The organism is Saccharothrix texasensis (assembly GCF_003752005.1).
GTDB classification, from domain to species: domain Bacteria; phylum Actinomycetota; class Actinomycetes; order Mycobacteriales; family Pseudonocardiaceae; genus Actinosynnema; species Actinosynnema texasense.
Map to the genome: position 1 here is coordinate 2,001,221 of NZ_RJKM01000001.1, position 25,534 is coordinate 2,026,754.

A 25,534-nucleotide genomic window follows, 5' to 3' on the forward strand; every position below is an offset into this window, starting at 1 on the left:
TGTTGGGGGAGTCAACGATGACGGTCGCGGACGTCCGCGCGTTCAACCGCTTCTACACCGGCGTGATCGGCGTGCTCGACCGCGGCTACCTGGCCTCGCCGTACTCGCTGACCGAGGTCCGGGTGCTGTTCGAGCTGGCCTCGGGCGCGCGGGAGGCCGCCGACCTCCGCGCCGCGCTGGCCCTGGACGCCGGCTACCTCAGCCGCATCCTGACCTCCTTCGACCGGGACGGCCTCGTCACCCGCACGGCCTCGGAACGCGACGCGCGCCGCCACGTCGTCGCCCTGACCCCGCGCGGCGAGTCGGTGTTCGCCGACCTGGACGCCCGGTCCGACGCCGGGATCGGCGCGCTGCTGGACCGGGTGCCGACGGCGGACCGGGCGGAGCTGGCGGCGGCGATGCGGAAGATCGAACGCCTGCTCACCGGCACGCCCCGGGCGTACCTGCTGCGCCCGCTGCGCCCCGGCGACCTCGGGTGGGTGGTCAACCGGCACGGCGTCCGGTACGCGGAGGAGTGCGGCTTCGACCAGACCTTCGAGGCCCTGGTGGCGCGGGTCGCGGGCGAGTACGGGGAGCGCCACCGTCCCGACCGCGAGGCGGCGTGGATCGCCGAGGTCGACGGCGAACCGGTCGGCTCGATCTTCTGCACGAGGGTCGACGACCGCACCGCCAAGCTCCGCCTGCTCCTCGTCGAACCGGCCGCGCGGGGCCTGGGCATCGGCGCGCGGCTGGTCGAGGAGTGCCTCCGCTTCGCGCGCCGCGCCGGGTACGAGCGGATGGAGCTGTGGACCGTGGCGGGGCTGGCGGCGTCGCGGCACCTCTACGAGAAGGCCGGTTTCCGGGTCGACCGGAGCACGCCGGAACGCCTGTTCGGGTGCGACGTGGAGGCGCAGACCTGGTCGCTGGAGCTGTGACGGCCCGCCCGGGGCGCACCGGCGGGGTCGCCCCGCGCGGCGGCGGGGCGACCCCGTGGTCACGGGAACAGCGGTGTCAGGGCTTGTACCAGGCCTGGTTGAGCCAGCCGTTGCAGTCCCACAGCTGCACCTTGCTGCCGTTGTGCGTGGTCGACGAGACGTCCAGGTCGAGGCACCGCCCGTCGTGCCGGCTCACGACCTGCCCGTTGGTGTAGATCGTCCACTTCTGGTTGGCCCACCCGTTGCAGTCCCAGACCTGCACCTTGGTGCCGTTGTGCGTGGTCGACGAGACGTCCGCGTCCAGGCAGCGGCCGTCGTGCGTGCTGCGGATGGTGTTGTCGGAGTAGTAGGTCCACTGCTGGTTGGTCCAGCCGTTGCAGTCCCAGATCTGCACCTTGGTGCCGTTGTGGGTCGACGACGAGACGTCCGAGTCCAGACAGCGCCAGTCGTGCTGGTTGTAGACGGGCCCGTTCGCGGTCAGCGCGCCGACCGACGCGACCGGCGCGGCGGGCGCGGCGGACGCGGCCGAGGCGCTCGACGGCGCGACGACCAGGGCGGTGAGCAGCAGGCCCGCCACGGCGAGCAGCTTGGTCAGGTACTTCATCCCGGTTCCCCCTAGGTTGCGGACCTGGAACGGTCGCAGGGCGGGGCGCGGGTTCGGCAGCACAAGGTGAGATATCACCGTGTGATGGCCCGGTGCCCGCGCGTAACGCCCCCCTCCGCCCGGGGCGATTCCCCAGTGGGGGGAATTCGCATGGAACGAAGAGCGGGGTGGGTGTCGCGCGTGCCGGAGAGCCTGTGGTCGCGCCCCGACGTCGTGGCCGCGCTGCGGGCGCGGGACATCGCGGGCCTGCTGGCGTTGATCAGGCGGCACGCCGGGTGCAGCCAGAACGACCTGGCCGGCGTCACCGGGATCGCGCAGGGACGGATCAGCGAGTACATGCGGGGGCGGCGGCTGCCCACGCTGGACACGATCGAGCGGATCGCGGACGGCGTCGACATGCCACCCGAGGGCCGCCGGCTGCTCGGCCTGGCCCCGGAACGCCGCTGACCGCCACGCGAGCGCACGGGTTCGACATGGTCGAACGGCGACGCGGTAAAGTGAGCGCGTGCCCGGACCCATCCAGTCCATCGAACGGGCAGCCGCGGTGTTGCGGCTGCTGGCCAGCGGCGCGCGGCAGATGGGGGTGGCGGAGCTGGCCCGGGCCCTGGAGCTGCCCAAACCGACCGTGCACGGCATCCTCCGGACGCTGCAGCTGGTCGGGTTCGTCGAGCAGTCGCCGGACACGGGCAAGTACCAGCTCGGCGCGGCGCTGTTCCACATCGGCAGCAGCTACCTCGACGGCAACGAGCTGCGCACCCGCGCGCTGAACTGGTCGGACTCGCTGGCCTCGCGCAGCATGGAGAGCGTCCGCATCGGCACCCTGCACGAGAACCAGGTCCTGGTCGTGCACCACGTGTTCCGGCCGGACAACTCGCGCCAGGTGCTCGAGGTCGGCGCGCTGCTGCCCGCGCACGCCAGCGCGTTGGGCAAGGTCCTGCTCGCCGACGACCCGGTCGGCCTCGGTCTCGCCGACGACGAGCCCCTCAAGGCCTACACCGCCGCCACCATCACCGGACTCGACCGGCTCGGCGACGCGTTGGAGCAGGTCAGGCAGCGCGGCTGGGCGGCCGAGGTCGAGGAGCTGGTGGAGGGCGAGGTGTCGCTGGCCGCGCCCATCCGGGACCGGCGGCTGGTGACCGTGGGCGCGGTCGGGATCTCCGGGCCCGTCGAGCGGCTGTGCGACGAGGCCAAGCAGCCGCGCACGGACCTCGTGTCGTACGTGCGGGAGGCCGCGCGGTCCATCTCGCGCGAGCTCGGCGCCATCCCCTGGTGACGCGGGCGTTCCGGAAGGGTTGACATCTTGTGAGCGTCGGCACAGGATTCACGCGCACCGTACGACATTGTCGAACGGCATTCAGGCCAGAGAGGGCGCGTGGATGACCAACCAGTCGATCTTCATCGGTGAGTTCCTCGGCACCGCACTGCTGTTGCTGCTCGGCAACGGCGTGGTCGCGGGCGTGGTGTTGGCGAAGTCGAAGTCCCACGGCGCCGGCTGGGCGGTGATCACGTTCGGCTGGGGCTTCGCGGTGCTCGCCGGCGCCTACGCGGTCGCGCCGCTGTCCGGCGCGCACCTCAACCCCGCCGTCACCGTCGGCCTGGCCATCCACAACGGCGACTGGGCCACCGTCCCGCTCTACCTGGCCGGCCAGTTCCTCGGCGCGTTCACCGGCGCCGTCCTGTGCTACCTCGCCTACCTCGGCCAGTTCCGCGCCAACACCGGCGACGTGCTCGGCGTCTTCGCCACCGGACCCGAGGTCCGCCACCGCGCGCAGAACCTGGCCACCGAGGTCATCGCCACGTTCGTGCTGGTGTTCGTCATCCTGGCGACCGGCCAGACCAAGGGCCTGGAGACCTCCGGCACCGGCGTGCTGATCGTCGCCCTGCTGGTCGTCGGCATCGGCATGTCCCTCGGCGGGCCCACCGGCTACGCCATCAACCCCGCGCGCGACCTCGGCCCGCGCCTCGCGCACGCCGTCCTGCCGATCCCCGGAAAGGGTGGATCGGACTGGGGGTACGCCTGGATCCCCGTCGTCGGTCCCCTGATCGGCGGAGCATTGGCCGGGCTCGTCGACATCGCCGTCTACTGAGGAGCGTCCCGTGAGCACCTACCCCGCTCGTTCTTTCGTGGCAGCCATCGACCAGGGCACGACCTCCTCGCGCTGCATCGTCTTCGACCACGGCGGCGCGATCGTCTCCGTGGCGCAGAAGGAGCACCGGCAGATCTTCCCCAAGCCCGGGTGGGTCGAGCACGACGCCGAGGAGATCTGGGCCAACGTGCTCGACGTCGTGCACGGCGCCCTGCAGAAGGCGTCGCTGACCGTGCACGACCTGGCCGCCGTCGGCATCACCAACCAGCGCGAGACCACGCTGGTGTGGGACAAGGCCACCGGCAGGCCCGTGCACAACGCCATCGTCTGGCAGGACACCCGCACCGACCAGCTGGTCAAGGAGCTGGGCGACCAGAACCGGTTCCGGGACAAGTGCGGCCTGCCGCTGGCCACCTACTTCTCCGGACCCAAGGTCCGCTGGCTGCTCGACCACGTCGACGGCCTGCGTGAGCGCGGCGAACGCGGCGAGGTGCTGTTCGGCACCATGGACACCTGGCTGATCTGGAAGCTCACCGGCCGCCACGTCACCGACGTCACCAACGCCGGCCGCACCATGCTGATGAACCTGGAGACGCTGGACTGGGACGACGAGCTGGTCGACGCGATCGGCGTGCCCCGGGCGATGCTCCCGGAGATCCGCTCCTCCGCCGAGGTCTACGGCACCGCGACCGGCACGCTGGCAGGCGTCCCCGTGGCGTCCGCGCTCGGCGACCAGCAGGCGGCGCTGTTCGGCCAGACCTGCTACTCGCCCGGCGAGGGCAAGTGCACCTACGGCACCGGCAGCTTCCTGCTGGTCAACACCGGCGACAAGCCGGTGGTCTCGGAGAACGGCCTGCTCACCACGGTCGCCTACAAGATCGGGGACCAGCCGGCCGCGTACGCGCTGGAAGGCGCGATCGCCGTCACCGGCGCGCTGGTGCAGTGGTTCCGCGACAAGATGGGGCTGATCTCCAGCGCCCCCGAGATCGAGACGCTGGCCCGGTCGGTGCGGGACAACGGCGGCGCGTACTTCGTACCCGCGTTCTCCGGCCTGTTCGCGCCGCACTGGCGGTCCGACGCGCGCGGCGTCATCGCGGGCCTGACCGGCTACATCGACAAGGGCCACATCGCCCGAGCGGTGCTGGAGGCGACCGCGTGGCAGACCCGCGAGGTCGTGGACGCGATGAACGCCGACTCCGGCGTCGACCTGGTCGCGTTGAAGGTCGACGGCGGCATGACCGCCAACAACCTGCTCATGGGCTTCCTGTCCGACGTGCTGGACGTGCCCGTGGTGCGGCCGATCGTCGCCGAGACCACGTGCCTGGGCGCGGCCTACGCGGCGGGCCTGGCGGTCGGCTACTGGTCGGACACCGAGACCCTGCGCGAGAACTGGCACAAGGCGGCCGAGTGGCTGCCGACCATGGACGCGAAGACGCGTGACAAGGGCTACCGCAAGTGGAAGAAGGCGGTCGAGCGGACCGTCGGCTGGATCGACGAGGACGACAACGATGAGTGAGCAACGGGCCAGGGCGCGCGAGGCGCTGGGACACGGCGCCTTCGACCTGGTCGTGATCGGCGGCGGCGCGCTGGGCATCGCCACCACGTGGGCGGCGGCGCGGTCGGGCCTGCGGGTGGCGCTGCTGGAGGCGGGCGACTTCGCGGGCGCCACGTCCAGCGCGTCGTCCAAGCTCGTGCACGGCGGCCTGCGGTACCTGGCGATGGGTCCGGCCGCGGTGCCGATGGTGCGCGAGAACCACGCGGAACGGCGCGCGCTGGGCGACCACCTGGCGCCGCACCTGGTGCGACCGCTGCCGTTCCTGGTGCCGGTGTACCGGGGCGGGCCGCACTCGCGGTCGGTGCTCGGCGCGGGCGTGGTGCTGTACTCGGCGCTGTCCGGGTTCGGCGACGGCGTCGGCAAGGTGCTGTCGGCGAAGCGGGCCGTAGAGTACGTGCCCCACCTGCGCACGTCGGGTCTGCGCGGCGCGGCCCTGTACCACGACCACCAGATGAACGACTCGCGCGTGGCCATCACGGCGGCGCGTGCCGCGGCCGAGGCCGGCGCGGTGCTGCTCAACCACGTCGAGGTGGTGGGGCTGCGCAAGCGCGGCGACCGGGTGACCGGGGTGGAGCTGCGCGACAAGGTGGACGGCGGTGCGATCGGGCTGGACGCGTCGGTGGTGGTCAACGCGACCGGGCCGTGGCTGGACGCGGTGCGGCGGCTGGAGGACCCGGCGGCCCCGCCGAGCATCCGGCTGTCCAAGGGCTCGCACCTGGTGCTGAAGACGGACACTCCGTGGCGCGCGGCGATGACCATCCCGGTGGACGACGTGCGGGTGTCGTTCGCGATCCCGTGGGAGGGCCAACTGCTGCTCGGCACGACCGACGAGCCCTACGAGGGCGACCCGGCCGACGTGCGGTGCTCGCCGGCCGACGTCGACCAGATCCTCGGCGAGGCGTCGGTCGGCATCGTCGGCTCGGCGCTGGACCGCTCCCGGCTGGCGTACACGTTCGCCGGGCTGCGCGTGCTGCCCGGCGGGTCCGGCGACACCAGCCACGCCAAGCGCGAGACCGTGATCACCCGCGGGCGCGGCGGGATGATCAGCGTGGCGGGCGGCAAGTGGACCACGTTCCGGCGCATCGGCGCGTCGGTGCTGGCCCGGGTCGGCGAGGCCCTGGGCCGGGACCTGACGCACGCGTTCGACGGCGTGCCGGCGGCGTTGCCGGGCGCGGCCCTGCCCGATCGGGTGAGCGCGCAGCTGGGGCGTGAGCTGCCGTCGGTGCCGGACGACGTGCTCCGGCACCTGGCCACGCACTACGGCACGGTGAGCCACGAGGTGCTGGCGCTCGCGCTGGACGACCCGTCGTTGCTGGACCGGGTTCACCCGGACGGACCGGACATCTGGGCGCAGGTGGCGCACGCGCAGCGGTACGAGTGGGCGACCGAGGTGGACGACGTGCTGCGGCGGCGGACCACCGTGGTGGTGCGCGGGCTGGACACGCCGTCGGTGCGCGAGCGCACGGGCCGGTTGCTGGCCGAGGCGACCGCGTAGCCCGGGCGGGTGGCGTGGGCGGGTTGCGCATACTCGACCCATGCCCTTCACCACCACCACTCACGTGCGCTGGCCGGACGTCGACCAGAACGGCCACATGCGCACCACCGCGTACCTGGACGCGGCCGAGGACAACCGGATGCGGTACTTCGCGTCGGCGGGTTTCCCGGTCACCGAGTTCGCCGCCCGGCGGATCGGCCCGATCTCCCACGGCGACGACATCCGGTACCGGGCCGAGCTGCGCCTGCTCGACACCGTGGTGGTGGAACTGCGGCTGGCCGGCCTCGCGTCGGACGGCGCGCGGTTCCGCCTGCACAACAAGATCGTCAAAGCCGACGGCCGGACCGCCGCCACCATCGTGACCACGGGCGGCTGGCTGGACCTGGACGCCCGCAAGCTCGTCGCGCCGGCGGACGACCTGCTCGCCGTCCTCACCGGCCTGGACCGCACCAAGGACTTCACCGAACTGCCGTCACCCCTGGCCCGCGCGTGACGTGACGCGAAGGGGGCACTCACCCGTCGAGTGCCCCACCCCGCGGCCAGGTCGGACCCGGCAGGTCCCGGGTCCGGTCTCACTTCGCTCATCCGGTGCACCTTCTTCCCACGTGACCCCCGATCGGCGGCGACCCCCTCGGTCTGCCGCGGGTTCTTCATCCGGAGGCGGGGAAGGGTGGAGTCATGTCGTCGACCGAGCGGCCCGCCGTGGCGGATCGGGTGAACGTGGCGCTGATCGCGGAGGCGGTCGAGGCGTTGGGCAAGCCGCAGGACCGGACCGGGCTCAAGAAGGTCGACCTGGTCAACCGGGCGCTGCTGATCTACGAGTTCGTCGACTCGGAACTGCGCGCGGGCAACCAGGCGGTGCTGTGCGATCCCGAGGGACGCGATCAGCCGGTCAAGATTCTCCTGTGACGCGGCGAAGGCCCCCGGCGGTGTGCCGGGGGCCTTCGCGGTCTCGGGCGGGACCTACGCCTTGTCGTCGTTCGGCGGGAGGTTCACGTCCGTCACGGCCTTCTTCTTGCCGCCCTTGGCGGGCGGTTCCTCCGCCTCGGCCGCGGGCGCCGGGTCGTCGCCGGGCAGCAGGGCCGCCAGCGCGGCGCCCGTGATGCGGCGGAACGCGCGACGCGGCCGGGCGCGTTCCAGGACCGCGACCTCCAGCTTGCCGCGGTCGAGGAGGTCGGGCTTGCCGTTGCCGGTGGTGGTGCTGCCGGCGCTGAGGGCCTTCACCGCGGTGCGCACGGCGTCGGCCAGCGGCTGGGCCTCGGTGTAGGCGTCCTTGAGCGCGGTGCCCGTCGCCTCGGCCTGGCCGCCCATCACGACGTACTGCGGCTCCTCCACGATCGACCCGTCGTAGGTCAGCCGGTACAGCGTGTCCTGCTCGGGCTCGACGCCGACCTCGGCCACGCAGATCTCCACCTCGAGCGGCTTGATCTGCTCGGCGAAGATCGAGCCGAGGGTCTGCGCGTACACGTTCGCCAGCGAGCGGCCCGTCACGTCGCGCGGGTCGTTCTGGTACCCGCGGATGTCGGCGAACCGGATGCCCGCCTGGCGCAGGTTCTCGAACTCGCTGTAGCGGCCGACCGCGGCGAACGCGATGCGGTCGTAGATCTCGGACACCTTGTGCAGGGTCGCGGACGGGTTCTCCGCCACGAACAGCACGCCGTCGGCGTACCGGAGCACGACGACGCTCCGGCCTCGGGCGATGCCCTTCCGGGCGTACTCCGCGCGATCGCGGAGGATCTGCTCGGGTGAGGCGTACAACGGCATCGTCACTGCTGCGGCTCCCGGGCTCGGCGGATGCGGGTGGGGTGGGGGGTCGACACGGCGCTCAGCCCGCCGGCCTGGCCCGACGGCCCTCGACGACGGACTCGGCCAGCGTGGCGGTGTCCGCGTCGGGCAGGTGGACCGCGCCGTCGGCGGTGATCGTCACCACGACCGGGTAGATCTTGCGGATCACGTCCGGACCGCCGGTGCCCGAGTCGTCGTCCGCCGCGTCGTACAACGCCTCGATCGCCGTCCGGGCGGCGCCCTCGGCGTCCGCGTCGGGGTCGTAGAGCTTCTTCATCGCCGACTTCGCGAACAGCGAGCCGGAGCCGACGGCCTGGTAGCCCTGCGACTCCTCGTACCGGCCGCCGGTCACGTCGTAGGAGATGATGCGGCCCGCGCGGTCCGGGTCGGGCGCGTCGGTGTCGAAACCCGCGAACAGCGGCACGACGGCGAGGCCGGCGAGCGCGGCGTCGAGGTTGCCCTTGATCATCGCGGAGAGCCGGTTCGCCTTGCCGTCCAGCGACAGCGAGACGCCCTCGATCTTCTCGTAGTGCCGGAGCTCGACCGCGTAGAGCCGGACGATCTCCACCGCGATGCCCGCCGTGCCGGCGATGCCCACCGCCGAGTGGTCGTCGGTGATGAACACCTTCTTCATGTCGCGCTGGGCGATCACGTTGCCCATCGTGGCGCGCCGGTCGCCCGCGATCACCACGCCGCCCTTGAACGTGAGGGCGACGATGGTCGTGCCGTGCGGGGCCTGCACCACGCTGCCCTCGGGCAGCGGACGGCTCGACGGCAGCAGCTCGGGGGCCTGGGCGCGGAGGAAATCGGTGAACGACGACGACCCCGGCCTGAGGTAGGCCGGGGGCAACGACGCGGCCGGGTAGTGCCCGGTCGGGCTGTGGTCCATGTGTGCGTTTCTCTCCTGTCCCGCCGGCGGCTTCTTACTCGCCGCCCTTTTGCACGTACGCGCGGACGAAGTCCTCGGCGTTCTCCTCGAGCACGTCGTCGATCTCGTCGAGGATGGCGTCGACGTCCTCGCCGAGCTTCTCCCGGCGCTCCTGGCCGGCGCCGGCCGCGCCGTCGCCGTTCTCGTCGCCGTCACCGCCGCCTTGGCGCTGAACCTGTTCCTGGGCCATGTCGACCTCCCGGTCCTCGGGTCCTGCGAGTTAAACACTACCCACCAGGTACGACACCGTGCGCCTGCCACTCGGGTCTGTTGATCAGCCCCGGGTGAGCGCCTCCACCAGTTGCTCGGCTGTTTCCGAGGCCTCCAGCAGGGCTCCGACGTGCGCTTTCGTACCGCGCAGGGGTTCCAGGGTGGGGATCCGGACGAGTGATTCACGACCGAGGTCGAAGATCACCGAATCCCACGAGGCGGCGGCCACCGACGTGGGGTAGCGCTCCAGGCAGCGACCGCGGAAGTAGGCGCGGGTGTCCTCCGGGGGCGCGAGGATCGCGGCACGCACCTCTTCCTCGCTGACCAGGCGTTTCATCGAGCCGCGGGCCACCAGCCGGTTGTACAGGCCCTTGTCGAGCCGCACGTCGGAGTACTGCAGGTCGACCAGCGACAGCCGGGGCGAGCCCCAGGCCAGGCCGTCCCTGGAGCGATATCCTTCGAGCAACCGCAGTTTCGCCACCCAGTCGAGGCGGTCGGCGCACTCCTGCGGGTCGCGGGCCAGCGCGTCGAGCACCTCGCCCCACACCCGCAGCACGTCCCGGTCGCCGTGGCCCTCCTGCTCGACGAACTCGGAGGCCCGCTCGTAGTAGGCGAACTGCAGGTCCAACCCGGTGAACTTGCGCCCGTTCGCCAGCTCGACCTTCACCTTCAGGGTGGGGTCGTGGCTGATCTGGTGCACCGCCCGGACCGGCTCCTGCAACCGCAGGTCGTCGAACCGACGACCGGCCTCGATCATGTCGAGCACGAGCGACGTGGAGCCGCACTTGATGTAGGTGGAGTACTCGGCGAGGTTCGCGTCGCCGATGATGACGTGCAGCCGCCGGTACTTGTCCGCGTCGGCGTGCGGCTCGTCGCGGGTGTTGATGATGCCGCGCTTGAGCGTGGTCTCGAGGCCGACCTCGACCTCGATGTAGTCGGAGCGCTGGGACAGCTGGTAGCCGGCCTCCTCGCCCGCCGCGCCGAGGCCGACGCGGCCGGAGCCGACCACGACCTGGCGGGACGCGAAGAACGGGGTGAGCCCGGCGATCACCGCGGTGAACGGCGTGCTGCGCTGCATCAGGTAGTTCTCGTGGGTGCCGTAGCTGGCGCCCTTGCCGTCCACGTTGTTCTTGTAGAGCTGCAGCCGTGGCTGGCCGGGGACGGTGGCCGCGCGCATCGCGGCCTCCTCCATCACCCGCTCCCCCGCCTTGTCCCAGATCACCGCGTCGCGCGCGTTGGTGACCTCGGGCGCGGAGTACTCCGGGTGCGCGTGGTCGACGTAGAGGCGCGCACCGTTGGTGAGGATGACGTTGGCCGCGCCCAGGTCCTCGACATCGCTGTCGCCCGGGTGGCCGCCGGGCGCGCCGAGGTCGAAGCCGCGCGCGTCGCGCAGCGGCGATTCGACCTCGTAGTCCCAGCGCGCCCGGCGCGCCCGCGGTATGTCGGCGGCCGCCGCGTAGGCCAGCACGACCTGTGTCGAGGTGAGCACCGGGTTCGCCGTCGCGTCACCCGGCACCGAGATGCCGTACTCGACTTCGGTTCCCATGATCCGCCGCATGTACGCAGACTACGACGTTCCACCGGCACACCGCCCGTGCCCAGGTCACGTTTCAGCCGGCCGCGAGTCCCGCGGCGGGCCTGATCCGGGACGCGCCCCGGGCCGGCCCGAACGCCGCGAGCACCGCCAGGACCACCACGCCCGCGCCGCCGACCAGCAGCGGCAGCACCGCCGCCGCGGGCCACGCGAACACGCCGACGGCGGCCAGCGTCAGCTCCGCGTAGACGAGCCCGAACAGACCCCCGCCCAGCACCCCCACCAGCGACAACAGCACCGCTTCGGCCACCACGCCACCCTGCAGGCCGCCCTTGGTCACGCCGAGGGCGCGCCGGAGCGCGAGCTCCTTGCGGCGCTCCTGCACGGAGATCGTCAACGCGGTGCCGATACCGGTCACGGCGACCGCGACGGACAGCCCGAGCAGCACCATCAGCATCACGATCCCCAGGTCGAGGTAGCGCTGGTTCTGCGCGGTCGTCTCGGCCTTCGTCTTCACCAGAACGGTGGGTGAGCCGGCCAGCGCCGCCCGCACGCCGGCCTCGTAGGCGGCGGGGTCCGCGCCCGGGTCGAACGCCACCAGCACCTTCGAGGCGGGCGCCAGGTCCGGTTCGGCCAGCACCACGTCGGCGTCGTCCAGCACCGATCCGGTGAACGTGCCCACGACCGTGGCGGTGCGCGGCCCGCCGGGCAGCCCTTCGACCGTGAACGGCCTGCCGACCTGCGCGCCGAACCGCTCGGCGTACCACTCCTCGAGCAGTACGGTGCCGGGCGCGAAGTCGTCGGCGGCGACGTGGTGGCCTTCCAGCCAGTCGCGCAGGGGTTCGGGGGCGGCCCCGACGACCTGGGTCGGGAACGTGTGCCCCTCCGCGTCCCGCTGCTCGGCCTCGACGCCGTGCAGCACGACCGTCAGCGCCGCTTCCGGCCGGTTGGCCGCCGCGCCGACACCTCCGGCGAGCGCGCGCCCGCCGGAGTCCGCCACCACCGCGTCCGGCCGCGGCTCGTTGCCGAACTCGTCCTCCATGCGCTGCGCCGACCCCACCGTGACGGCGAAGAACGTGACCATGGCGGCGGCCAGGAGCAGCGGCATCGCCACCGACGCCGACCGCTGCGGCACCCGCCGCACCTCGGCCGCCGCCAGCTTCCACTGCGCGCCGCCGAAGCGGCTCGCGACCGTGCCGAAGATCCGGCCCAGCGCGGGCACGACCACCGGCCCGAGCACGCCGAACAGGCCGAACACGGCGGTGATGCCGGAGAACAGGACCAGGAAGATCGCCGCCAGCGAGCCCTGGGCGAGCACGCCCAACCCGCCCATGAGGGCCGCGGCGGCCACGAGCACGATGCCGAAGATCCGCCGGCGGCGCACCACGGCCTGGTCGGGCGTCTGGCCTTCGGACGTCCGCAGTGCCGCGAGCGGCGAGATGCGGGCGGCGGCCAGCGCGGGCCGGACCGCGGCGAACGCGCTGAGCGTGGCCGCCGTGACGACGCCGATCACCAGCTGGCCGACCGTGGGCAGCAGCGGCGGGCTCAGCTCCACCGCGCCGAGCAGCGAGGACAGGCCGGTGCCGTCGAACAGCCTGGCCAGCAGCCACGCCACCGACCCGCCGAGCACCGCGCCGACCACGCCCGCGACCGCGCCGGTGAGCAGCGCTTCGAACAGGCTCGCCCAGACCAGCGGGCCCCGGTGCGCGCCGAGGCAGCGCAGCAGCGCGGTGTGCCGCTGGCGTTGCGCGTAGACGGCGCGGTAGGTGGCGGAGGCGACGAAGACGGAGGTGGCCAGCGCCAGGATGCTGAACGGCAGCAGCACGGCCGCCAGGTCGTTGTCGGGCGGCTCGGCGGCGATCTCCGCCCTGGTGTCCACCGGCAGGCCTTCGCCGGCGGCCCGGGCCACGGCGGCGCGGTCGCCGCCGAGCACGTAGATCGCCTCGACGCGGGGCGTGCCGCCGAGCTTCGCGGCCAGGCCCTCGCCGACCACGATCATCGGCTCCTCGCCGAGCGAGCCGCGCTTGGTGATGCCCCGGACGACCACGTCCAGCGGCCTGCCCGCCGCGTCGGCCACCCGCACCGAGGCGCCGGGCTTGAGGCCGTGCTCGTAGGCGGTGACCCGGTCGATCGCGATCTCGCCGTCCGAGCCGGGCGAGCGGCCCTCCAGGATCGGCACGCGGTGCAGGTCGGCGCGGTCCGGCTCGATGTCGGCGGTGGCGCGCCGGTCGCCCGCCCGGCCGCCGTCGAGCAGCAGGTCCGCCCGGACCTCGCGGATCGGTTGCGCCACCGTCACCCCGGCGACCTGCGCCACCCGATCGGCGGTCGCCTGATCGAGAACCGCGGTCGTGCCGAAAAGTGGTGGGCGGACGACGAGGTCGACGCCTGCGGGCACGGCGGGCGCGCCCTCGTTCGTGGCGCGGACCATCGCGTCGCTGAGCATCAGGGCCGCCAGCAGGCAGGCGACGCCGACCACCAGGGCGACGCCGGGCAGCGCGGCGCGACCGGGCCGGTTGCGGAACTCGGCGACCGCGAGCCGCAGGGATGTGGGCACAACTCCTCCTCGTGACGCGAACGCCACGACGTTAGGAACCGGGGGCGTCGGCGGGCGTCGGCCCGGGGTAGCACGGCCCGGTACTACCAGGGGAGGATCCAGGCGTGGAGCACGTAGTAGTGGTGGACCCGGACGGCACCCCCATCGGCACGGCGACCCGCGCCCGGATGCGCGCGGAAGGCCTGTGGCACGTGTGCGCGGTGATCGTCGTGCGCTCTCTCGACGGCACCAGGTTGTACGTGCACCGGCGCACCGACACCAAGGACGTCTACCCCGGGCTGCACGACCCGACGTGCGGCGGCGTCGTCGCGGCGGGTGAGACGCCGGACGAGTGCGCGGCGCGGGAGTTGGCCGAGGAGCTGGGGATCTCGGCGACGCCGGCGTTCCGGTTCAGGACGACGTTCGTGGACGGAACCATTCGCTACGTCGCGCACGTTTACGACGTGCGCAGCGACGGTCCGTTCGTCCACCAGCCGGAAGAAGTGGCGTGGGGCGGCTGGATGGCGGCGGACGAGGTGCGGGCGTTGGTCGAAGACCCCGGGTGGCCGGTCGTGCCGGACGGTCGGGCACTGATCCGGGAGTGGTTCACATGGGCATGATGTTCGCGATGTCGATCCCCGGCCTCGCCCTGCTGCTGCTCGTCCTCGCCGCCGGCGAGCGGCTGTGGCGGGCCGTCCGCCGGCGCCGAGGTCACCCGGTCGTGTCCGCGACCGCGATGGAGGAGTTCACCACCCTGTTCAACGGCAGCAAGCACATCGAGCTGCACCAGCGCCAGGTGGCGTTGACGCTCGGCGAGGACGAGGAGTCGGGCGCGCCGCCGCGCGGGCCGGTGGACCTCGACTCGGGCAGCGTCAGGCTCATCCCCAAGCCAGCGACCCCCGAGTAGCCCAGTACCGCTCGGCGGGCTCGGCACAGCCCGCGAGCACGTCCGGCGCCAGGTCGACGTCCCGCGCCTCCAGGTTGGCGCGCAGCTGCTCCGGGCTCGCCGCGCCCGAGAGCACCACGTCGGCCCACGGCTGCGCGCGCACGGCGGCCAACGCGATGGCGTCCGGGCCGACGCCGTGCTCGGCGGCCAGGTCGCGCACCGGTGGTGGCGGGTCGACCGCGAGCCTGCCGTTGGCCAGGCCCTCCTTGACGAACACCTCCGCGCCGGACTCCCGGGCGAACGCCAGCGCCGGCCCCACCGAGGTCTCCAGGACGTTCCAGGTCGATTGGACGCTGTCGAACAGCCGGCGGCCCTCGACGGCGAGCTCCAACGCGCGGCGGACCGTCTCGCCCTGGCGCGGACCCGAGGTGGAGAAACCGAGGCGGACGCCCGAATCGCGCAGGCCACCGAGGGCGAGGAGCAGGTCGGGGTCGCCGAAGAGCGGGCTGTCGGACGTCAGCGAGTGCACCTGGTAGAGGCCGACGTGCGCGCCGAGCAGCTCCTCGGTCTCCCGCCACTGCCGGGTGAACCGCTCGGCGGAGTGCTCCTTCACCTCGTGGGTGTCCGCGTCCCGCCGCCAGTCGGCGACGTAGGTGTAACCCCACTTGCTCGACACCTGCACGTCCTGGTGGCCCCGTGCGGCCAGCCACTGGGCCAGGAACTCCTCCGCGCGGCCGTACGAGCGGGCCGCGTCGACCCGCCGCACCCCTTCCGCGTAGGCGGCGTCCAGGACGGCGTGGCAGTGGGCTCGCATGGCGTCCACGTCCCGGTCGTCGGGCAACGCGTGCTCACGACCGAGGTTGATGTAGGCGGGGCGGCCGAGCGCGGCCAGGCCGAGGGCGAAATCGGGCACGCCCGACACCGTAACGGCCTGCCTCCCAAGCCGCCGTTCGCCGGACGTGGCGCTCCCGGACGCCTGGCCTGGCTTCCGGTGGACCGTGACGTCCAAGCCCTTCCCGCCGGGCGGCACCGGGTACGCGATCGGGACCTGCGCCGCACGTTCCGCGACCACGAACCGACCTGCTCGCCGGCGGGCCGATCTGACCGACGCGCAGTGGACGGTGCTGCAACCGTTGCTGCCCGTCGGCGTCAAGCCGGGCCGTCCGCCGAAGTGGAGCAAGCGGCAGTTGATCGACGGCATCCGGTGGCGGGTGCGGGTCGGCGCCCCGTGGCGCGACGTCCCGCCCGAGTACGGCCCCTGGCAGACCGTCTACGGGTTGTTCCGCCGCTGGCAGCGGGCCGGGGTCTGGCGGCAGGTCCTGACCGCGTTGCAGGCCCGCGCCGATGCCGCCGGGTCGATCGTGTGGGACGTGTCGGTGGACTCCACGGTCATGCGGGCGCACCAGCACGCCGCCGGTGCGCGGAAAAGGGGGATCTCCAGGTCGAACCACCCGACACACCTGACGGCGACACGGAACCGGACGACCACGGGTTGGGGCGGTCGCGGGGCGGCTGGACCAGCAAGCTGCACCTGGCCTGTGAACAACGGCGGCGGCCATTGTCGCTGCTGCTCACCGCCGGTCAGCGGGGTGACAGCCCGCAGTTCACGCCGGTGATCGAGCAGATCTCGGTGCCGCGCGTCGGCCCCGGCCGGGCCCGAACCCGACCGGACCGGGTCCTGGCGGACAAGGCCTACAGCTCCAAGGCCAACCGCGCCTACCTGCGACACCGCTGGGATCAAGGCCACCATCGCCAACCCCGTGACTAGGGCCGCCCACCGACGCAAGGCCAAGGTTTCGCGGGTGGGCGGCCGCCGGGGTTCGACGGGAGATCTACAAGCAGCGCCACGTCGTCGAGTGCTGCGTCGGCCTGGTCAAGCGGCACCGAGTGGGAGTCACGCGCTAGGAGCCCGGCCTTGGAGGAGTACGCCTTGTCCGCGGCCACCGCTCCCGGACGGGTGCGGGGCCGACCGGTCGGGCCGGGAACCCGCACCCCGTCCAGCACAACCCGGAAATTGCGGGCTGTCCCTGGCCTGGCCGGGTGTGAGCACGAACGACAACGGCAGCCCGGCGGCGTCGACCGCGGCGTGGATTTGCTGCTCAGCCCGTCTCGGGACCGGCCGAGCCCGGCCGCCTCAGCCCGCGCCTTCCGACGCCGCCTGCGGGCGGCACGGTCCCGACCGGCAGACGTGCCCGCGTCGGCCTTGTCAGGCGCGGACGGCGGCGCACCACCCGCAGCACGCTCTGTTGTGTGGGCAACGGAGCCCCTTTTTCCTCGGTCAACGCCTGTTCCAGCGCGTCGAGGGTCTCCCCGGCGACCGCGAGTCCGGCCGATTCGTGGTGTGCCCGCACGATGGTGGAGTCCACGCTCACCAGTTCCAACCCGACCTGCCCGCGGGAGGCGGCCTCGGCGATCAACGCGTCCATCAGCGCCTGGAACACTCCCGCCTTGGCCCAGGCGTTGAACCGGGAGTAGACGGTGGACCAGGGCCCGTACCGTTCCGGGACGTCACGCCACCCCGACCCGGTGCGGAACCGCCACAGGATCCCGTTGAACTGCTCCCGCACCCGCCGCGGCGACGACCCCGTGGCCGCCACCGGCACGTGCGGCTCGATCAACGCCCACTCGGCATCGGTCAGATCGAAACGCGCCACACCCGTGTTCTACCAGCCCCAACCAGCAGACCACCGGGCCCTAAGTAGATCCGAACCTCAAACAGCTCCTAGGCGTCGCGGCGGAGGAGGGTGATGGTGCCGGGGACCAGGGCGAGGACCAGGTAGGCGAGCATGACCAGGCCGGCGGCTGGTGGGGACAGTGGTGCGTCCGGGTAGTCGGCGGACAGCTGGGGCGCCAGGTTCGGCAGCATCACGGAGTACACGCGTTCGTTCCAGGGCGACGGCAGGATCAGGGTCAGGGACGGCAGGACGAAGAGCAGGGCGCAGAGGGACACCAGGGCGCCCGCCGTGGAACGCAGCAGGAAGCCCAGGCCCAGGCCGAGCAGGGCGAGCAGGACCAGCGACGCGGTGTTCGCCAGCAGGGTCGGCAGGGCGTCGGTGAACGAGCTGTACGCCGAGATCGGTTCGGGGCGGTCGCCGGTGATCAGCTCGCCGGTCTGGTAGGCGACGAGGACGGTCGTCAGGCCGACCACCAGCGACGCGCCGGCCACCACGGCCGTCTTGGCCAGCAGGTAGGCCTTGCGCTGCGGCACGGAGACGAGAGCGGTGCGGATCATGCCGCTGCCGTACTCCGAGGTGATCGTCAGGGCGCCCAGCACGCCGAGGCAGAACTGGGCGAACGGGACCACCATCACGCCCGGGTCGGCGGCGCCGAACTTCCGCTGCAGGTCCGGTGGCGAGGTGTCCCAGTCGGCCGTCATCAGGTACGACACCAGCGCGCCGACCAGCAGGCACAAGACGATGGCGAGCAGGACGTAGGTGGTCGAGCGGACCGAGCGGAGCTTCAGCCACTCCGAGTTCAGCACGTCGGTCATCGGGCCGTCTCCTTCGTGCGGTACTCGACGCTGTCCTCGGTCAGTTCGAGGTAGGCGTCCTCCAAGGACGCGCTGCGCGGGGTCAGCTCGTGGATCGGGATGCCTCGCCGCGCGGCGAGGTCGGCGATGTCCGGCGCCTGCAGCCCTTGCACGAGCAGCGCGCCCTCCTCGGACCGGGTGCTCGCGCCGGCGGCGGTCAGGGCGGCCACCAACGCCTCCGGCGTGGGGGTGCGCACCAGCACGTCCTTCTTGAACTTCTCCTGGAGGTCCTGCATGGACGCCTCCAGGATCAGCCTGCCCCGTCCGATCACGATCACCCGGTCGGCGGTCAGGGCCATCTCGCTCATCAGGTGGCTGGACACGAGCACGGTGCGGCCCTCGCGGGCCAGGCCCCGCATCAGGTGCCGGATCCACCGGATGCCCTCCGGGTCGAGGCCGTTCACCGGCTCGTCGAACAGCAGCACGCCGGGGTCGCCGAGCAGGGCCGCCGCCACCCCGAGGCGTTGCTTCATGCCGAGCGACAGCGAGCCCACGCGTCTCTTCGCCACCCCCGCCAGGCCGACCTGCTCCAGGGTCGCGACGACCCGGCTGTCCTTGATGCCGTTGCTGCGGGCCAGCACGCGGAGGTGGTCGTAGGCGGACCGGCCGCCGTGCACCGCGCCCGCGTCGAGCAGCGCGCCGACGTGGTGCATGGGCCGGCGGATCCCGGCGTAACGGCGGCCCTCGACGAGCGCCTCGCCGCTGGTCGGCCGGTCCAGGCCGAGGATGGCCCGCATGGTGGTGGACTTGCCCGCGCCGTTGGGGCCGAGGAACCCGGCGACGTAGCCCGGTTTCACCTCGAACGAGAGGCCGTCCACGGCCCGGGTGGCGCGGTAGCGCTTGGTCAGCTGCCTTACTTCGATCATGGGGAGGAGCTTGCCGGGGGTGGGGTGGCGGGCGGATCGGACCGAGGTCTGCGATTCGAGGTCGGACCGTGGTCCGACGCCGGCGGCCTCCCGCGCCGATTACCGTGCCGTCCGTGACATCGCGAGTCCTGCGGATGCTGCCCACCGCCTACCTGTACGGGCTGGACGCGGCCACGGCCGTGGTCCTCGTCATGGTGTACCTGGATTTCGCCCGGATGAGCGACGTGCCGCCGTGGCTGGGCTACCCGCTGGCGATGCTGGTCGGGGCGCCGTTGGCGCTGCGCCGCAAGCGGCCCCTGCTCACGCTCGGCGTCGTGCTCATGGCGCAGAACGTCGCCACCGTCACCCACATCACGCTGGAGCCCTACAGCGCCACCGCGTTCGCGATGTACACGGTGGCTTCGGCCTGCTCGTCGCGGGTGGCCGTGGGCGCGCTGGCCGCCACGCTGACCTCGGCGTGGGCGGCGGTGCTCATCGGCGAGGAGTGGCCGGAGTCCGCCGGGCTGTCGGTGTTCCTCGCCCTGGTGGTGTGCGCCGCGTGGGCGTTGGGGCGCACCACCCGGGTCCGCCGGTCCTACGAGGCGCGCCAGGCCGCCGAGGCGTCGTCCAGGGCGGTCGCCGAGGAGCGCATGCGCATCGCCCGCGAGCTGCACGACGTGGTCGCGCACAGCCTGAGCCTGATCACGGTCAAGGCCGGGGTCGCCGCGCACGTGGCGCCGTCGCGACCCGAGCAGGCCCAGGAGGCGCTCCAGGTCATCGAGAGAACCTCGCGCGGCACCCTGGTCGAGATGCGGCGGCTGCTGGGCGTGCTGCGGTCGGAGGACGCGGAGGCCGAACTGGCGCCGATGCCCGGCCTGGCCGACTTGCCCGACCTGGTGACGCGGGCGTCGCTGGCCGGGGTGACCGTGTCGCTGTCGGTGTCCGGCACGCTGCCCGAAGGGCTGGGCCTGACGGTGTACCGGATCGTGCAGGAGTCGGTCACCAACGTGGTCAAGCACGCGGCGCCGGCCGCCTGCGAGGTGTCGATCGTCGTCGGGGACGATGCGGTCGAGGTCCGCGTGGTCGACGACGGACCGGGTGAACGGGTGTTGGCCGGTGGCGGCGGGGGGCACGGGTTGATCGGGATGAGGGAACGGGTGGCGGTCTACGACGGGACGTTCTCGGCCGGTCCGCTGGCCGGTGGCGGGTTCGCGGTGCGCGCCGAGGTGCCGCTGTCATGACCGACGTGGTGGTCGTGGACGACCAGGCGCTGCTGCGCGGCAGCTTCCGGGTCCTCGTGGACTCCGCCGACGACCTGCGGGTCGTCGGCGAGGCCGGTGACGGTGCCGAGGCGGTGTCGGTGGTGCGGTCGACGGCGCCGGACGTGGTGTTGATGGACGTCCGGATGCCGGGCGTGGACGGGATCGCGGCCACCCGCGAGATCAGCTCGTTCAGCGCGGCCCGGGTGCTGATCCTGACCACGTTCGACCTGGACGAGTACGTGTACTCGGCGTTGCGGGCCGGCGCGAGCGGGTTCCTGCTCAAGGACACGCCCCCGGCCGACCTGCTGACCGCGATCCGCGTGGTGGCCGCCGGCGACGCTTTGCTGTCGCCCTCGGTGACCCGTCGCCTGGTCGCCGAGTTCTCCCGCACGCCCGCGCCCCGCGAGGTCCGCCTCGACGGCATCACCGAACGGGAGCAGGAGGTGTTGCTGCTGGTCGCCCGCGGGTTCTCCAACGCCGAGATCATGGACGAGCTGTACCTGTCGGCCGGCACGGTGAAGACCCACATCGGCCGCCTGCTGCACAAGCTCCGGGCCCGCGACCGGGCACAACTCGTCATCGCCGCCTACGAGTCCGGCCTGGTCACCGCCCGGTCCTGACGGCCGCCACCCGACCGCGGCCCGCCGCGGCAGCACCGCCGGAGTCGTGCGGTGTCCACCACGAAGGTTGCTCGCCCGCACCCCGGTCCTGTGGCTGCGGGCTGCTCAGGGACGGCTGGTCGCCGCCCGAGAGGCGACCTGACGTGCCGCTTCATGACGGGCCGCTGTCCGAGGGTTCAAGGGAGCGGGCCACCGAACAACCCGATCGAGTGACGGGGAGGGCGGTGGGACGTGGGGTCGGGTCGCCGGCGCGTTCACGCCCCGGAACGCGGACACCCCGCCCGGCGCGGTGGCCGGGCGGGGTGTCCAGACGGGTTGACGGATGGCAGTGCGGTCCTACAGGTACTGACCGGTGTTCGTGGCCGTGTCGATGGCGCGACCCGACTCCTGGTTCTTGCCGGTCACCAGCGTGCGGATGTACACGATCCGCTCGCCCTTCTTGCCCGAGATCCTGGCCCAGTCGTCCGGGTTGGTCGTGTTGGGCAGGTCCTCGTTCTCGGCGAACTCGTCCACGATCGCGTCCAGCAGGTGGCGCACCGACAAGCCCGGCTGCTTGGTGTCCAGCAGGCTCTTGATGGCCGCCTTCTTGGCGCGGTCGACGATGTTCTGGATCATCGCGCCCGAGTTGAAGTCCCGGAAGTACAGGACCTCCTTGTCACCGTTGGCGTAGGTGACCTCGAGGAAGCGGTTCTCCTCGGACTCCTCGTACATCCGCTCGACCGTGTGCTGCACCATGCCGTCGATGCAGGCCACCGGGTCGCCGCCGAACTCGGCCAGGTCGTCGGCGTGGATCGGCAGGTCGGGCGTGAGGTACTTGTTGAAGATGTCCTTGGCGCCTTCGGCGTCCGGACGCTCGATCTTGATCTTGACGTCGAGCCGGCCCGGCCGCAGGATCGCCGGGTCGATCATGTCCTCGCGGTTGGACGCGCCGATCACGATCACGTTCTCCAGGCCCTCGACGCCGTCGATCTCGCTGAGGAGCTGGGGCACGATCGTGGTCTCGACGTCGGACGACACGCCGCTGCCGCGGGTGCGGAAGATCGAGTCCATCTCGTCGAAGAACACGATCACCGGCGTGCCCTCGGAGGCCTTCTCCCGGGCGCGCTGGAAGATCAGCCGGATGTGCCGCTCGGTCTCGCCCACGAACTTGTTGAGCAGCTCGGGGCCCTTGATGTTGAGGAAGTAGCTCTTGGCTTCGCGGTGGTCCTCGCCCCTGGCGGCGTGGACCTGCTTGGCCAGGGAGTTCGCCACCGCTTTCGCGATGAGCGTCTTGCCGCAGCCGGGAGGGCCGTACAGCAGCACGCCCTTGGGCGGGCGCAGCTTGTACTCGCGGAACAGGTCGGCGTGCAGGAACGGCAGCTCCACGGCGTCGCGGATCTGCTCGATCTGCCGGTAGAGGCCACCGATGTCCTCGTACCGGACGTCGGGCACCTCCTCCAGCACCAGGTCTTCGACCTCGGCCTTCGGCACGCGCTCGTAGGCGAAGCCCGCCTTCGAGTCGACCAGCAGGGAGTCGCCGGCCTTCAGCGGCGAGTCCATCAGCGGCTGGGCGAGCCAGACGACCCGCTCCTCGTCGGCGTGGCCGACGACCAGGGCGCGGCCGATCGAGCTGTCGGCGGTCTCCGACGCCAGCACCTCGCGGAGCGTGCAGACCTCGCCGGTGCGCTCGAAGTCGCCGCCCTCGACCACGGTCAACGCCTCGTTCAGGCGCACCGACTGGCCGAGGACCAGCGACGGGGTCTCGACCGCGGGCGATACGGAGACCCGCATGCGGCGGCCGGAGGTGAACACGTCCACCGTGCCGTCGTCGAACCTGGCCAGGAACACGCCGTAACCGCTGGGCGGCTGCGCGAGGCGGTCCACTTCCTCACGCAGCGCGAGCAGCTGGCTCCGCGCTTCTCGAAGGGTGTCGATGAGCTTCGTGTTGCGCTCGGTCAGTTGGCTGACGCGCTCCGTCGCCTCCGCCAACCGCTGCTCCAACAGGCGGACGTGTCGTGGGGATTCCGTCAACTTGCGGCGCAGCAACGCGATCTCGTCCTCCAGGAACCTGATCTGCGCTGTCAGCTCACCAGAGTTATTGCCCTTGTTCAGCTCGCCGCCCTCATCGGGCTGGCTGCCGGGATGACCGTGCTGCATGTCGGCACCCTCCTCCCGTGTTCGTACGACAACGGTACCGGCGATCACCGACAAAAGCCGCCACCCAGCGGGTTCCCGGGCGTCGTGTGATCACACAAACCGCCCGCTCGGCCGGATCACTGCTCCATACCGGTGTCAGCCGGGACCTCCCACCCGCTACCGTGCGTCCAGTACCAGTCCCACGTGAGTGGTCCGGGCAGTGTCCACTGCCACCAGCGGAAAGTTCTAGGAGAACGTGATGTCCGTCCCGCCGCAGCAGCCGGGTCCCCATGGTCAGCAGCCGGGTCAGTTCGGCCAGCAACCAGGCCAATTCGGCCAGCAGCCGGGATACGGCCAGCAGCCCGGCGGGTACCCGCCGCCCGGCCAGGGGTTCCCACAGGGTGGGCAGCAACCGGGTTACGGTCCGCCACCCGGTGGCTACCCGCAGCAAGGTCAGCCGGGTCCCGGCCAGCCGCCGTACGGCCCGCCCGGCCAGTTCAACCAGCCCGGTTACGGCCAACCGGGTGGTTTCGGCGGCCCCTACGGCACGCCGCCGAAGAAGAGCCCCCTTCCCTGGATCCTGGGCGGCGTCGGCGCGGTGGCCGTGATCGCCGTCGTGGTCGTGCTGATCATGACGATGGGCGGTGGCGGCAACGGCAGCCCCAAGGACGCCGCCGACTCGTTCGCCGCGGCCGTCACGGCGAAGGACTTCGACAAGGTCCGTGCCCTGACCTGCGCCGACAAGCAGGACGAGGTCGACGACATGAAGAAGCTCTACGACCCGGCGACCCTCGGCGCGGAGATCGAGAAGCAGCTGGAGGGCCTGCCCGAGGAGATGCGCGAAGAGGCCAAGAAGTCGATCGACGCGGCGAAGAACGTCAAGATCACCCTCACCGTCAAGGACGTCGAGGAGAAGTCCGACACCGCGGCGGTGGCCAACGTCCTCATCAAGTACGAGAACGTGCCGGAGGACATGAAGACGATGATGAAGGACCAAGAGACCAAGATCGACTTCAAGAAGACCGACGACGGCTGGGTGGCCTGCGAGTAACGCGCTCCCGACCAGCGAGAACGGCCCCGCGCTCAGTCGAGTGCGGGGCCGTTCTCGCTGGTCGGGGCCCGGTCAGCCCTTCGACGGGCGGCGCTGCGGCCGGGGCGGGGTGACGCCGTCGGCGAGCCTGCGGGTGGTCAGCAGGAACGCGGTGTGCCCGATCATCCGGTGCTCCGGCCGCACGGCCAGGCCCACCACGTGCCACGGCCGCACGAGCGTCTCCCACGCGTGCGGCTCGGTCCAGTGCTGCTGCTCCCGGATCGCCTCGGTGACCTTCGACAGCTGCGTCGTGGTCGCCACGTACACCACCAGCACGCCGCCCGGGATGAGGCTGCGCGACACGGCGGGCAGCACGTCCCACGGCGCGAGCATGTCCAGGACGACCCGGTCGACCTCGCCCTCGTGCTCGTTCACGTCGGCCACGGTCAGCGACCAGTTGCCCGGCCGCTCGCCGAAGAACTGCTCGACGTTGCGGATGGCGTGGTCGGCGTGGTCCTGGCGGACCTCGTACGACGTCACGCTGCCCTTCTCGCCGACCGCGCGCAGCAACGAGCAGGTCAGCGCGCCCGACCCGGCGCCCGCCTCCAGCACCCGCGCGCCGGGGAACACGTCGCCGTACATGACGATCTGGGCGGCGTCCTTGGGGTAGATCACCTGGGCGCCGCGCGGCATGGACAGCACGTAGTCCGACAGCAGCGGGCGCAGCGCCAGGAACGACGTGCCGCCCACCGAGACGACCACGGACCCCTCGGGCTGCCCGATCAGCTTGTCGTGCGACAGCGCGCCGCGGTGCGTGTGGTACTCCTTGCCCGGTTCGAGCACGATCGTGTAGTGCCGTCCCTTCGGGTCGGTCAACTGCACCCGGTCACCCGGCTGGAACGGACCACTGGCGGTGCTCACCGCGGCGAACCTCCTGCTTGACACGTGTCAACGGCGCACGATGGTCGCACGGGGACCGGACACGGCCCGTAGCGGCCTACCGGCGCACGGCCCCGCGTTCACTCGCCCTTCTCGGCCACCTCCTCCGCGCGCCGGCCCTTCACCAGCTCGGTGACCGTGTGGTACACGGGCCAGCCCAGCAGCCAGATCACGCCGACGAGCGTGATGCTGCCCATCTGCCCCCACAGGGCCTGCGTGCGCTCCGGCGTGCCCACGACGTACATCAGCAGCAGCATCACCGAGCAGGCGATCGCCCACGCCACCGCGAACTTGCCCCACTCGCGCCACTCGTGGCGCACCTTCGCCAGGCCGTGCTTCGGCGGCTTCACCGGCGGCGGACCCCCGGCGAAGCGGTGGGCGACGCGCTGGTCGGCCCACCGCATCAGGCTGTGCCCGAACGCCACGCTGACCCCCAGGTAGATCGCGGCGAGCCCGTGCACGCTCGACGCCTCGCCCCCGGACCGCAGGTCGAACACGGTCGCGACGAGCAGCACCACGTCCACCAGGGGTGTGCAGGCGAGCAGGACCGCGCCCAGTCTGCGCATCCGCAGCACGTACCGGGCCAGCAGCCCGGCGCCCAGCACCACCCAGAACCCGATCTCGCACGCCACGATGAGGACGACCAACGGTTCAACCACGTCC

At 72.0% G+C, this 25,534-nt stretch carries 27 protein-coding genes and 1 pseudogene; 15 read left to right on the forward strand and 13 right to left on the reverse strand.

Annotated features, from left to right (window positions below):
- Nucleotides 1-17 precede the first annotated feature (17 nt).
- Nucleotides 18-914, forward strand: a complete 897-nt coding sequence (locus EDD40_RS07380; RefSeq protein WP_123742226.1) for a bifunctional helix-turn-helix transcriptional regulator/GNAT family N-acetyltransferase — start codon at nt 18-20, stop codon at nt 912-914.
- A 76-nt stretch (nt 915-990) separates the two neighbouring features.
- On the opposite strand, the gene EDD40_RS07385 is transcribed toward EDD40_RS07380, so the two are convergent.
- Nucleotides 991-1,518: an RICIN domain-containing protein gene (locus EDD40_RS07385; RefSeq protein WP_123742227.1), complete on the reverse strand. Its 528-nt coding sequence runs from the start codon at nt 1,516-1,518 to the stop codon at nt 991-993.
- 150 nt (nt 1,519-1,668) lie between these two features.
- On the opposite strand from EDD40_RS07385, the gene EDD40_RS07390 reads away from it, so the two are divergent.
- The 7 genes from EDD40_RS07390 to EDD40_RS07420 all read left to right on the forward strand — a co-directional run bounded on the left by EDD40_RS07390 (nt 1,669) and on the right by EDD40_RS07420 (nt 7,564).
- Nucleotides 1,669-1,965: a helix-turn-helix domain-containing protein gene (locus EDD40_RS07390; protein ID WP_123742228.1), complete on the forward strand. Its 297-nt coding sequence runs from the start codon at nt 1,669-1,671 to the stop codon at nt 1,963-1,965.
- Between the two features lie 58 nt (nt 1,966-2,023).
- Nucleotides 2,024-2,791: an IclR family transcriptional regulator gene (locus tag EDD40_RS07395; protein WP_123742229.1), complete on the forward strand. Its 768-nt coding sequence runs from the start codon at nt 2,024-2,026 to the stop codon at nt 2,789-2,791.
- 103 nt (nt 2,792-2,894) lie between these two features.
- Entirely contained in the window at nt 2,895-3,605 is a 711-nt protein-coding gene (locus EDD40_RS07400; RefSeq protein WP_123742230.1) for an MIP/aquaporin family protein, read from the forward strand.
- A gap of 10 nt (nt 3,606-3,615) precedes the next feature.
- Nucleotides 3,616-5,121, forward strand: a complete 1,506-nt coding sequence (gene glpK, locus EDD40_RS07405; protein WP_123742231.1) for a glycerol kinase GlpK — start codon at nt 3,616-3,618, stop codon at nt 5,119-5,121.
- Complete coding sequence (locus EDD40_RS07410) at nt 5,114-6,655, forward strand: glycerol-3-phosphate dehydrogenase/oxidase (RefSeq protein WP_123742232.1); 1,542 nt, start codon at nt 5,114-5,116, stop codon at nt 6,653-6,655. Before glpK ends, EDD40_RS07410 begins: the two co-directional genes overlap by 8 nt.
- 40 nt (nt 6,656-6,695) lie before the next feature.
- Nucleotides 6,696-7,148 carry an acyl-CoA thioesterase gene (locus EDD40_RS07415; protein WP_123742233.1) on the forward strand — a complete coding sequence of 151 codons (453 nt, stop codon included), beginning with the start codon at nt 6,696-6,698 and terminating at the stop codon, nt 7,146-7,148.
- Between the two features lie 185 nt (nt 7,149-7,333).
- Nucleotides 7,334-7,564: a hypothetical protein gene (locus tag EDD40_RS07420; protein ID WP_123742234.1), complete on the forward strand. Its 231-nt coding sequence runs from the start codon at nt 7,334-7,336 to the stop codon at nt 7,562-7,564.
- A gap of 54 nt (nt 7,565-7,618) precedes the next feature.
- On the opposite strand, the gene prcA is transcribed toward EDD40_RS07420, so the two are convergent.
- The 5 genes from prcA to EDD40_RS07445 all read right to left on the reverse strand — a co-directional run bounded on the left by prcA (nt 7,619) and on the right by EDD40_RS07445 (nt 13,666).
- On the reverse strand, nt 7,619-8,425 hold the full coding sequence (gene prcA / locus EDD40_RS07425) for a proteasome subunit alpha (RefSeq protein WP_123742235.1): 807 nt from the start codon (nt 8,423-8,425) through the stop codon (nt 7,619-7,621).
- Between the two features lie 55 nt (nt 8,426-8,480).
- A complete protein-coding gene (prcB, locus tag EDD40_RS07430) occupies nt 8,481-9,329 on the reverse strand; it encodes a proteasome subunit beta (protein ID WP_123742236.1) in 849 nt (282 codons plus the stop codon).
- A gap of 34 nt (nt 9,330-9,363) precedes the next feature.
- Entirely contained in the window at nt 9,364-9,558 is a 195-nt protein-coding gene (locus tag EDD40_RS07435) for a ubiquitin-like protein Pup (RefSeq protein WP_053716644.1), read from the reverse strand.
- Nucleotides 9,559-9,642: 84 nt separating this feature from the next.
- Nucleotides 9,643-11,136 carry a depupylase/deamidase Dop gene (dop, locus tag EDD40_RS07440; protein WP_123742237.1) on the reverse strand — a complete coding sequence of 498 codons (1,494 nt, stop codon included), beginning with the start codon at nt 11,134-11,136 and terminating at the stop codon, nt 9,643-9,645.
- A 52-nt stretch (nt 11,137-11,188) separates the two neighbouring features.
- The gene (locus tag EDD40_RS07445; RefSeq protein WP_123742238.1) at nt 11,189-13,666 is read right to left on the reverse strand and encodes an FtsX-like permease family protein; all 2,478 of its coding nucleotides are present in this window, start codon (nt 13,664-13,666) and stop codon (nt 11,189-11,191) included.
- A gap of 104 nt (nt 13,667-13,770) precedes the next feature.
- Here EDD40_RS07445 and EDD40_RS07450 point away from each other — a divergent pair, with 104 nt between their 5' ends.
- Together EDD40_RS07450 and EDD40_RS07455 are read left to right on the forward strand one after the other, a co-directional pair.
- Nucleotides 13,771-14,265, forward strand: coding sequence for an NUDIX hydrolase (locus EDD40_RS07450; RefSeq protein WP_123742239.1), 495 nt, complete (start codon nt 13,771-13,773; stop codon nt 14,263-14,265).
- The gene (locus tag EDD40_RS07455; RefSeq protein WP_123742240.1) at nt 14,256-14,552 is read left to right on the forward strand and encodes a DUF6191 domain-containing protein; all 297 of its coding nucleotides are present in this window, start codon (nt 14,256-14,258) and stop codon (nt 14,550-14,552) included. The genes EDD40_RS07450 and EDD40_RS07455 overlap by 10 nt, the downstream gene beginning before the upstream one ends.
- On the opposite strand, the gene EDD40_RS07460 is transcribed toward EDD40_RS07455, so the two are convergent.
- Complete coding sequence (locus tag EDD40_RS07460; RefSeq protein WP_246037508.1) at nt 14,524-15,444, reverse strand: aldo/keto reductase; 921 nt, start codon at nt 15,442-15,444, stop codon at nt 14,524-14,526. The genes EDD40_RS07455 and EDD40_RS07460 overlap by 29 nt on opposite strands.
- A gap of 208 nt (nt 15,445-15,652) precedes the next feature.
- Here EDD40_RS07460 and EDD40_RS43290 point away from each other — a divergent pair.
- A pseudogene (locus EDD40_RS43290) lies at nt 15,653-15,910 on the forward strand (transposase); the annotation flags it as partial.
- 113 nt (nt 15,911-16,023) lie between these two features.
- Nucleotides 16,024-16,299: a transposase gene (locus EDD40_RS43295; protein ID WP_246037513.1), complete on the forward strand. Its 276-nt coding sequence runs from the start codon at nt 16,024-16,026 to the stop codon at nt 16,297-16,299.
- A 331-nt stretch (nt 16,300-16,630) separates the two neighbouring features.
- Here EDD40_RS43295 and EDD40_RS07475 read toward each other — a convergent pair whose 3' ends face one another.
- From EDD40_RS07475 to EDD40_RS07485, 3 genes are all read right to left on the reverse strand, one after another.
- Nucleotides 16,631-17,185, reverse strand: coding sequence for an IS5 family transposase (locus EDD40_RS07475; RefSeq protein WP_123742241.1), 555 nt, complete (start codon nt 17,183-17,185; stop codon nt 16,631-16,633).
- A 68-nt stretch (nt 17,186-17,253) separates the two neighbouring features.
- The gene (locus tag EDD40_RS07480; protein ID WP_123742242.1) at nt 17,254-18,021 is read right to left on the reverse strand and encodes an ABC transporter permease; all 768 of its coding nucleotides are present in this window, start codon (nt 18,019-18,021) and stop codon (nt 17,254-17,256) included.
- Nucleotides 18,018-18,926 carry an ABC transporter ATP-binding protein gene (locus tag EDD40_RS07485; RefSeq protein WP_123742243.1) on the reverse strand — a complete coding sequence of 303 codons (909 nt, stop codon included), beginning with the start codon at nt 18,924-18,926 and terminating at the stop codon, nt 18,018-18,020. The genes EDD40_RS07480 and EDD40_RS07485 overlap by 4 nt, the downstream gene beginning before the upstream one ends.
- A 113-nt stretch (nt 18,927-19,039) precedes the next feature.
- Here EDD40_RS07485 and EDD40_RS07490 point away from each other — a divergent pair, with 113 nt between their 5' ends.
- Together EDD40_RS07490 and EDD40_RS07495 are read left to right on the forward strand one after the other, a co-directional pair.
- Nucleotides 19,040-20,146 carry a sensor histidine kinase gene (locus EDD40_RS07490; RefSeq protein ID WP_123747837.1) on the forward strand — a complete coding sequence of 369 codons (1,107 nt, stop codon included), beginning with the start codon at nt 19,040-19,042 and terminating at the stop codon, nt 20,144-20,146.
- Complete coding sequence (locus EDD40_RS07495) at nt 20,143-20,787, forward strand: response regulator (RefSeq protein ID WP_123742244.1); 645 nt, start codon at nt 20,143-20,145, stop codon at nt 20,785-20,787. Before EDD40_RS07490 ends, EDD40_RS07495 begins: the two co-directional genes overlap by 4 nt.
- Nucleotides 20,788-21,123: 336 nt before the next feature.
- Here EDD40_RS07495 and arc read toward each other — a convergent pair whose 3' ends face one another.
- Nucleotides 21,124-22,923, reverse strand: coding sequence for a proteasome ATPase (arc, locus tag EDD40_RS07500; RefSeq protein ID WP_123742245.1), 1,800 nt, complete (start codon nt 22,921-22,923; stop codon nt 21,124-21,126).
- A 238-nt stretch (nt 22,924-23,161) separates the two neighbouring features.
- On the opposite strand from arc, the gene EDD40_RS40955 reads away from it, so the two are divergent.
- A complete protein-coding gene (locus EDD40_RS40955) occupies nt 23,162-23,953 on the forward strand; it encodes a hypothetical protein (protein WP_148088712.1) in 792 nt (263 codons plus the stop codon).
- Between the two features lie 72 nt (nt 23,954-24,025).
- On the opposite strand, the gene EDD40_RS07510 is transcribed toward EDD40_RS40955, so the two are convergent.
- Nucleotides 24,026-24,853, reverse strand: a complete 828-nt coding sequence (locus EDD40_RS07510) for a tRNA (adenine-N1)-methyltransferase (protein ID WP_123742247.1) — start codon at nt 24,851-24,853, stop codon at nt 24,026-24,028.
- 98 nt (nt 24,854-24,951) lie between these two features.
- On the reverse strand, nt 24,952-25,530 hold the full coding sequence (locus EDD40_RS07515) for a hypothetical protein (protein WP_123742248.1): 579 nt from the start codon (nt 25,528-25,530) through the stop codon (nt 24,952-24,954).
- Nucleotides 25,531-25,534 lie beyond the last annotated feature (4 nt).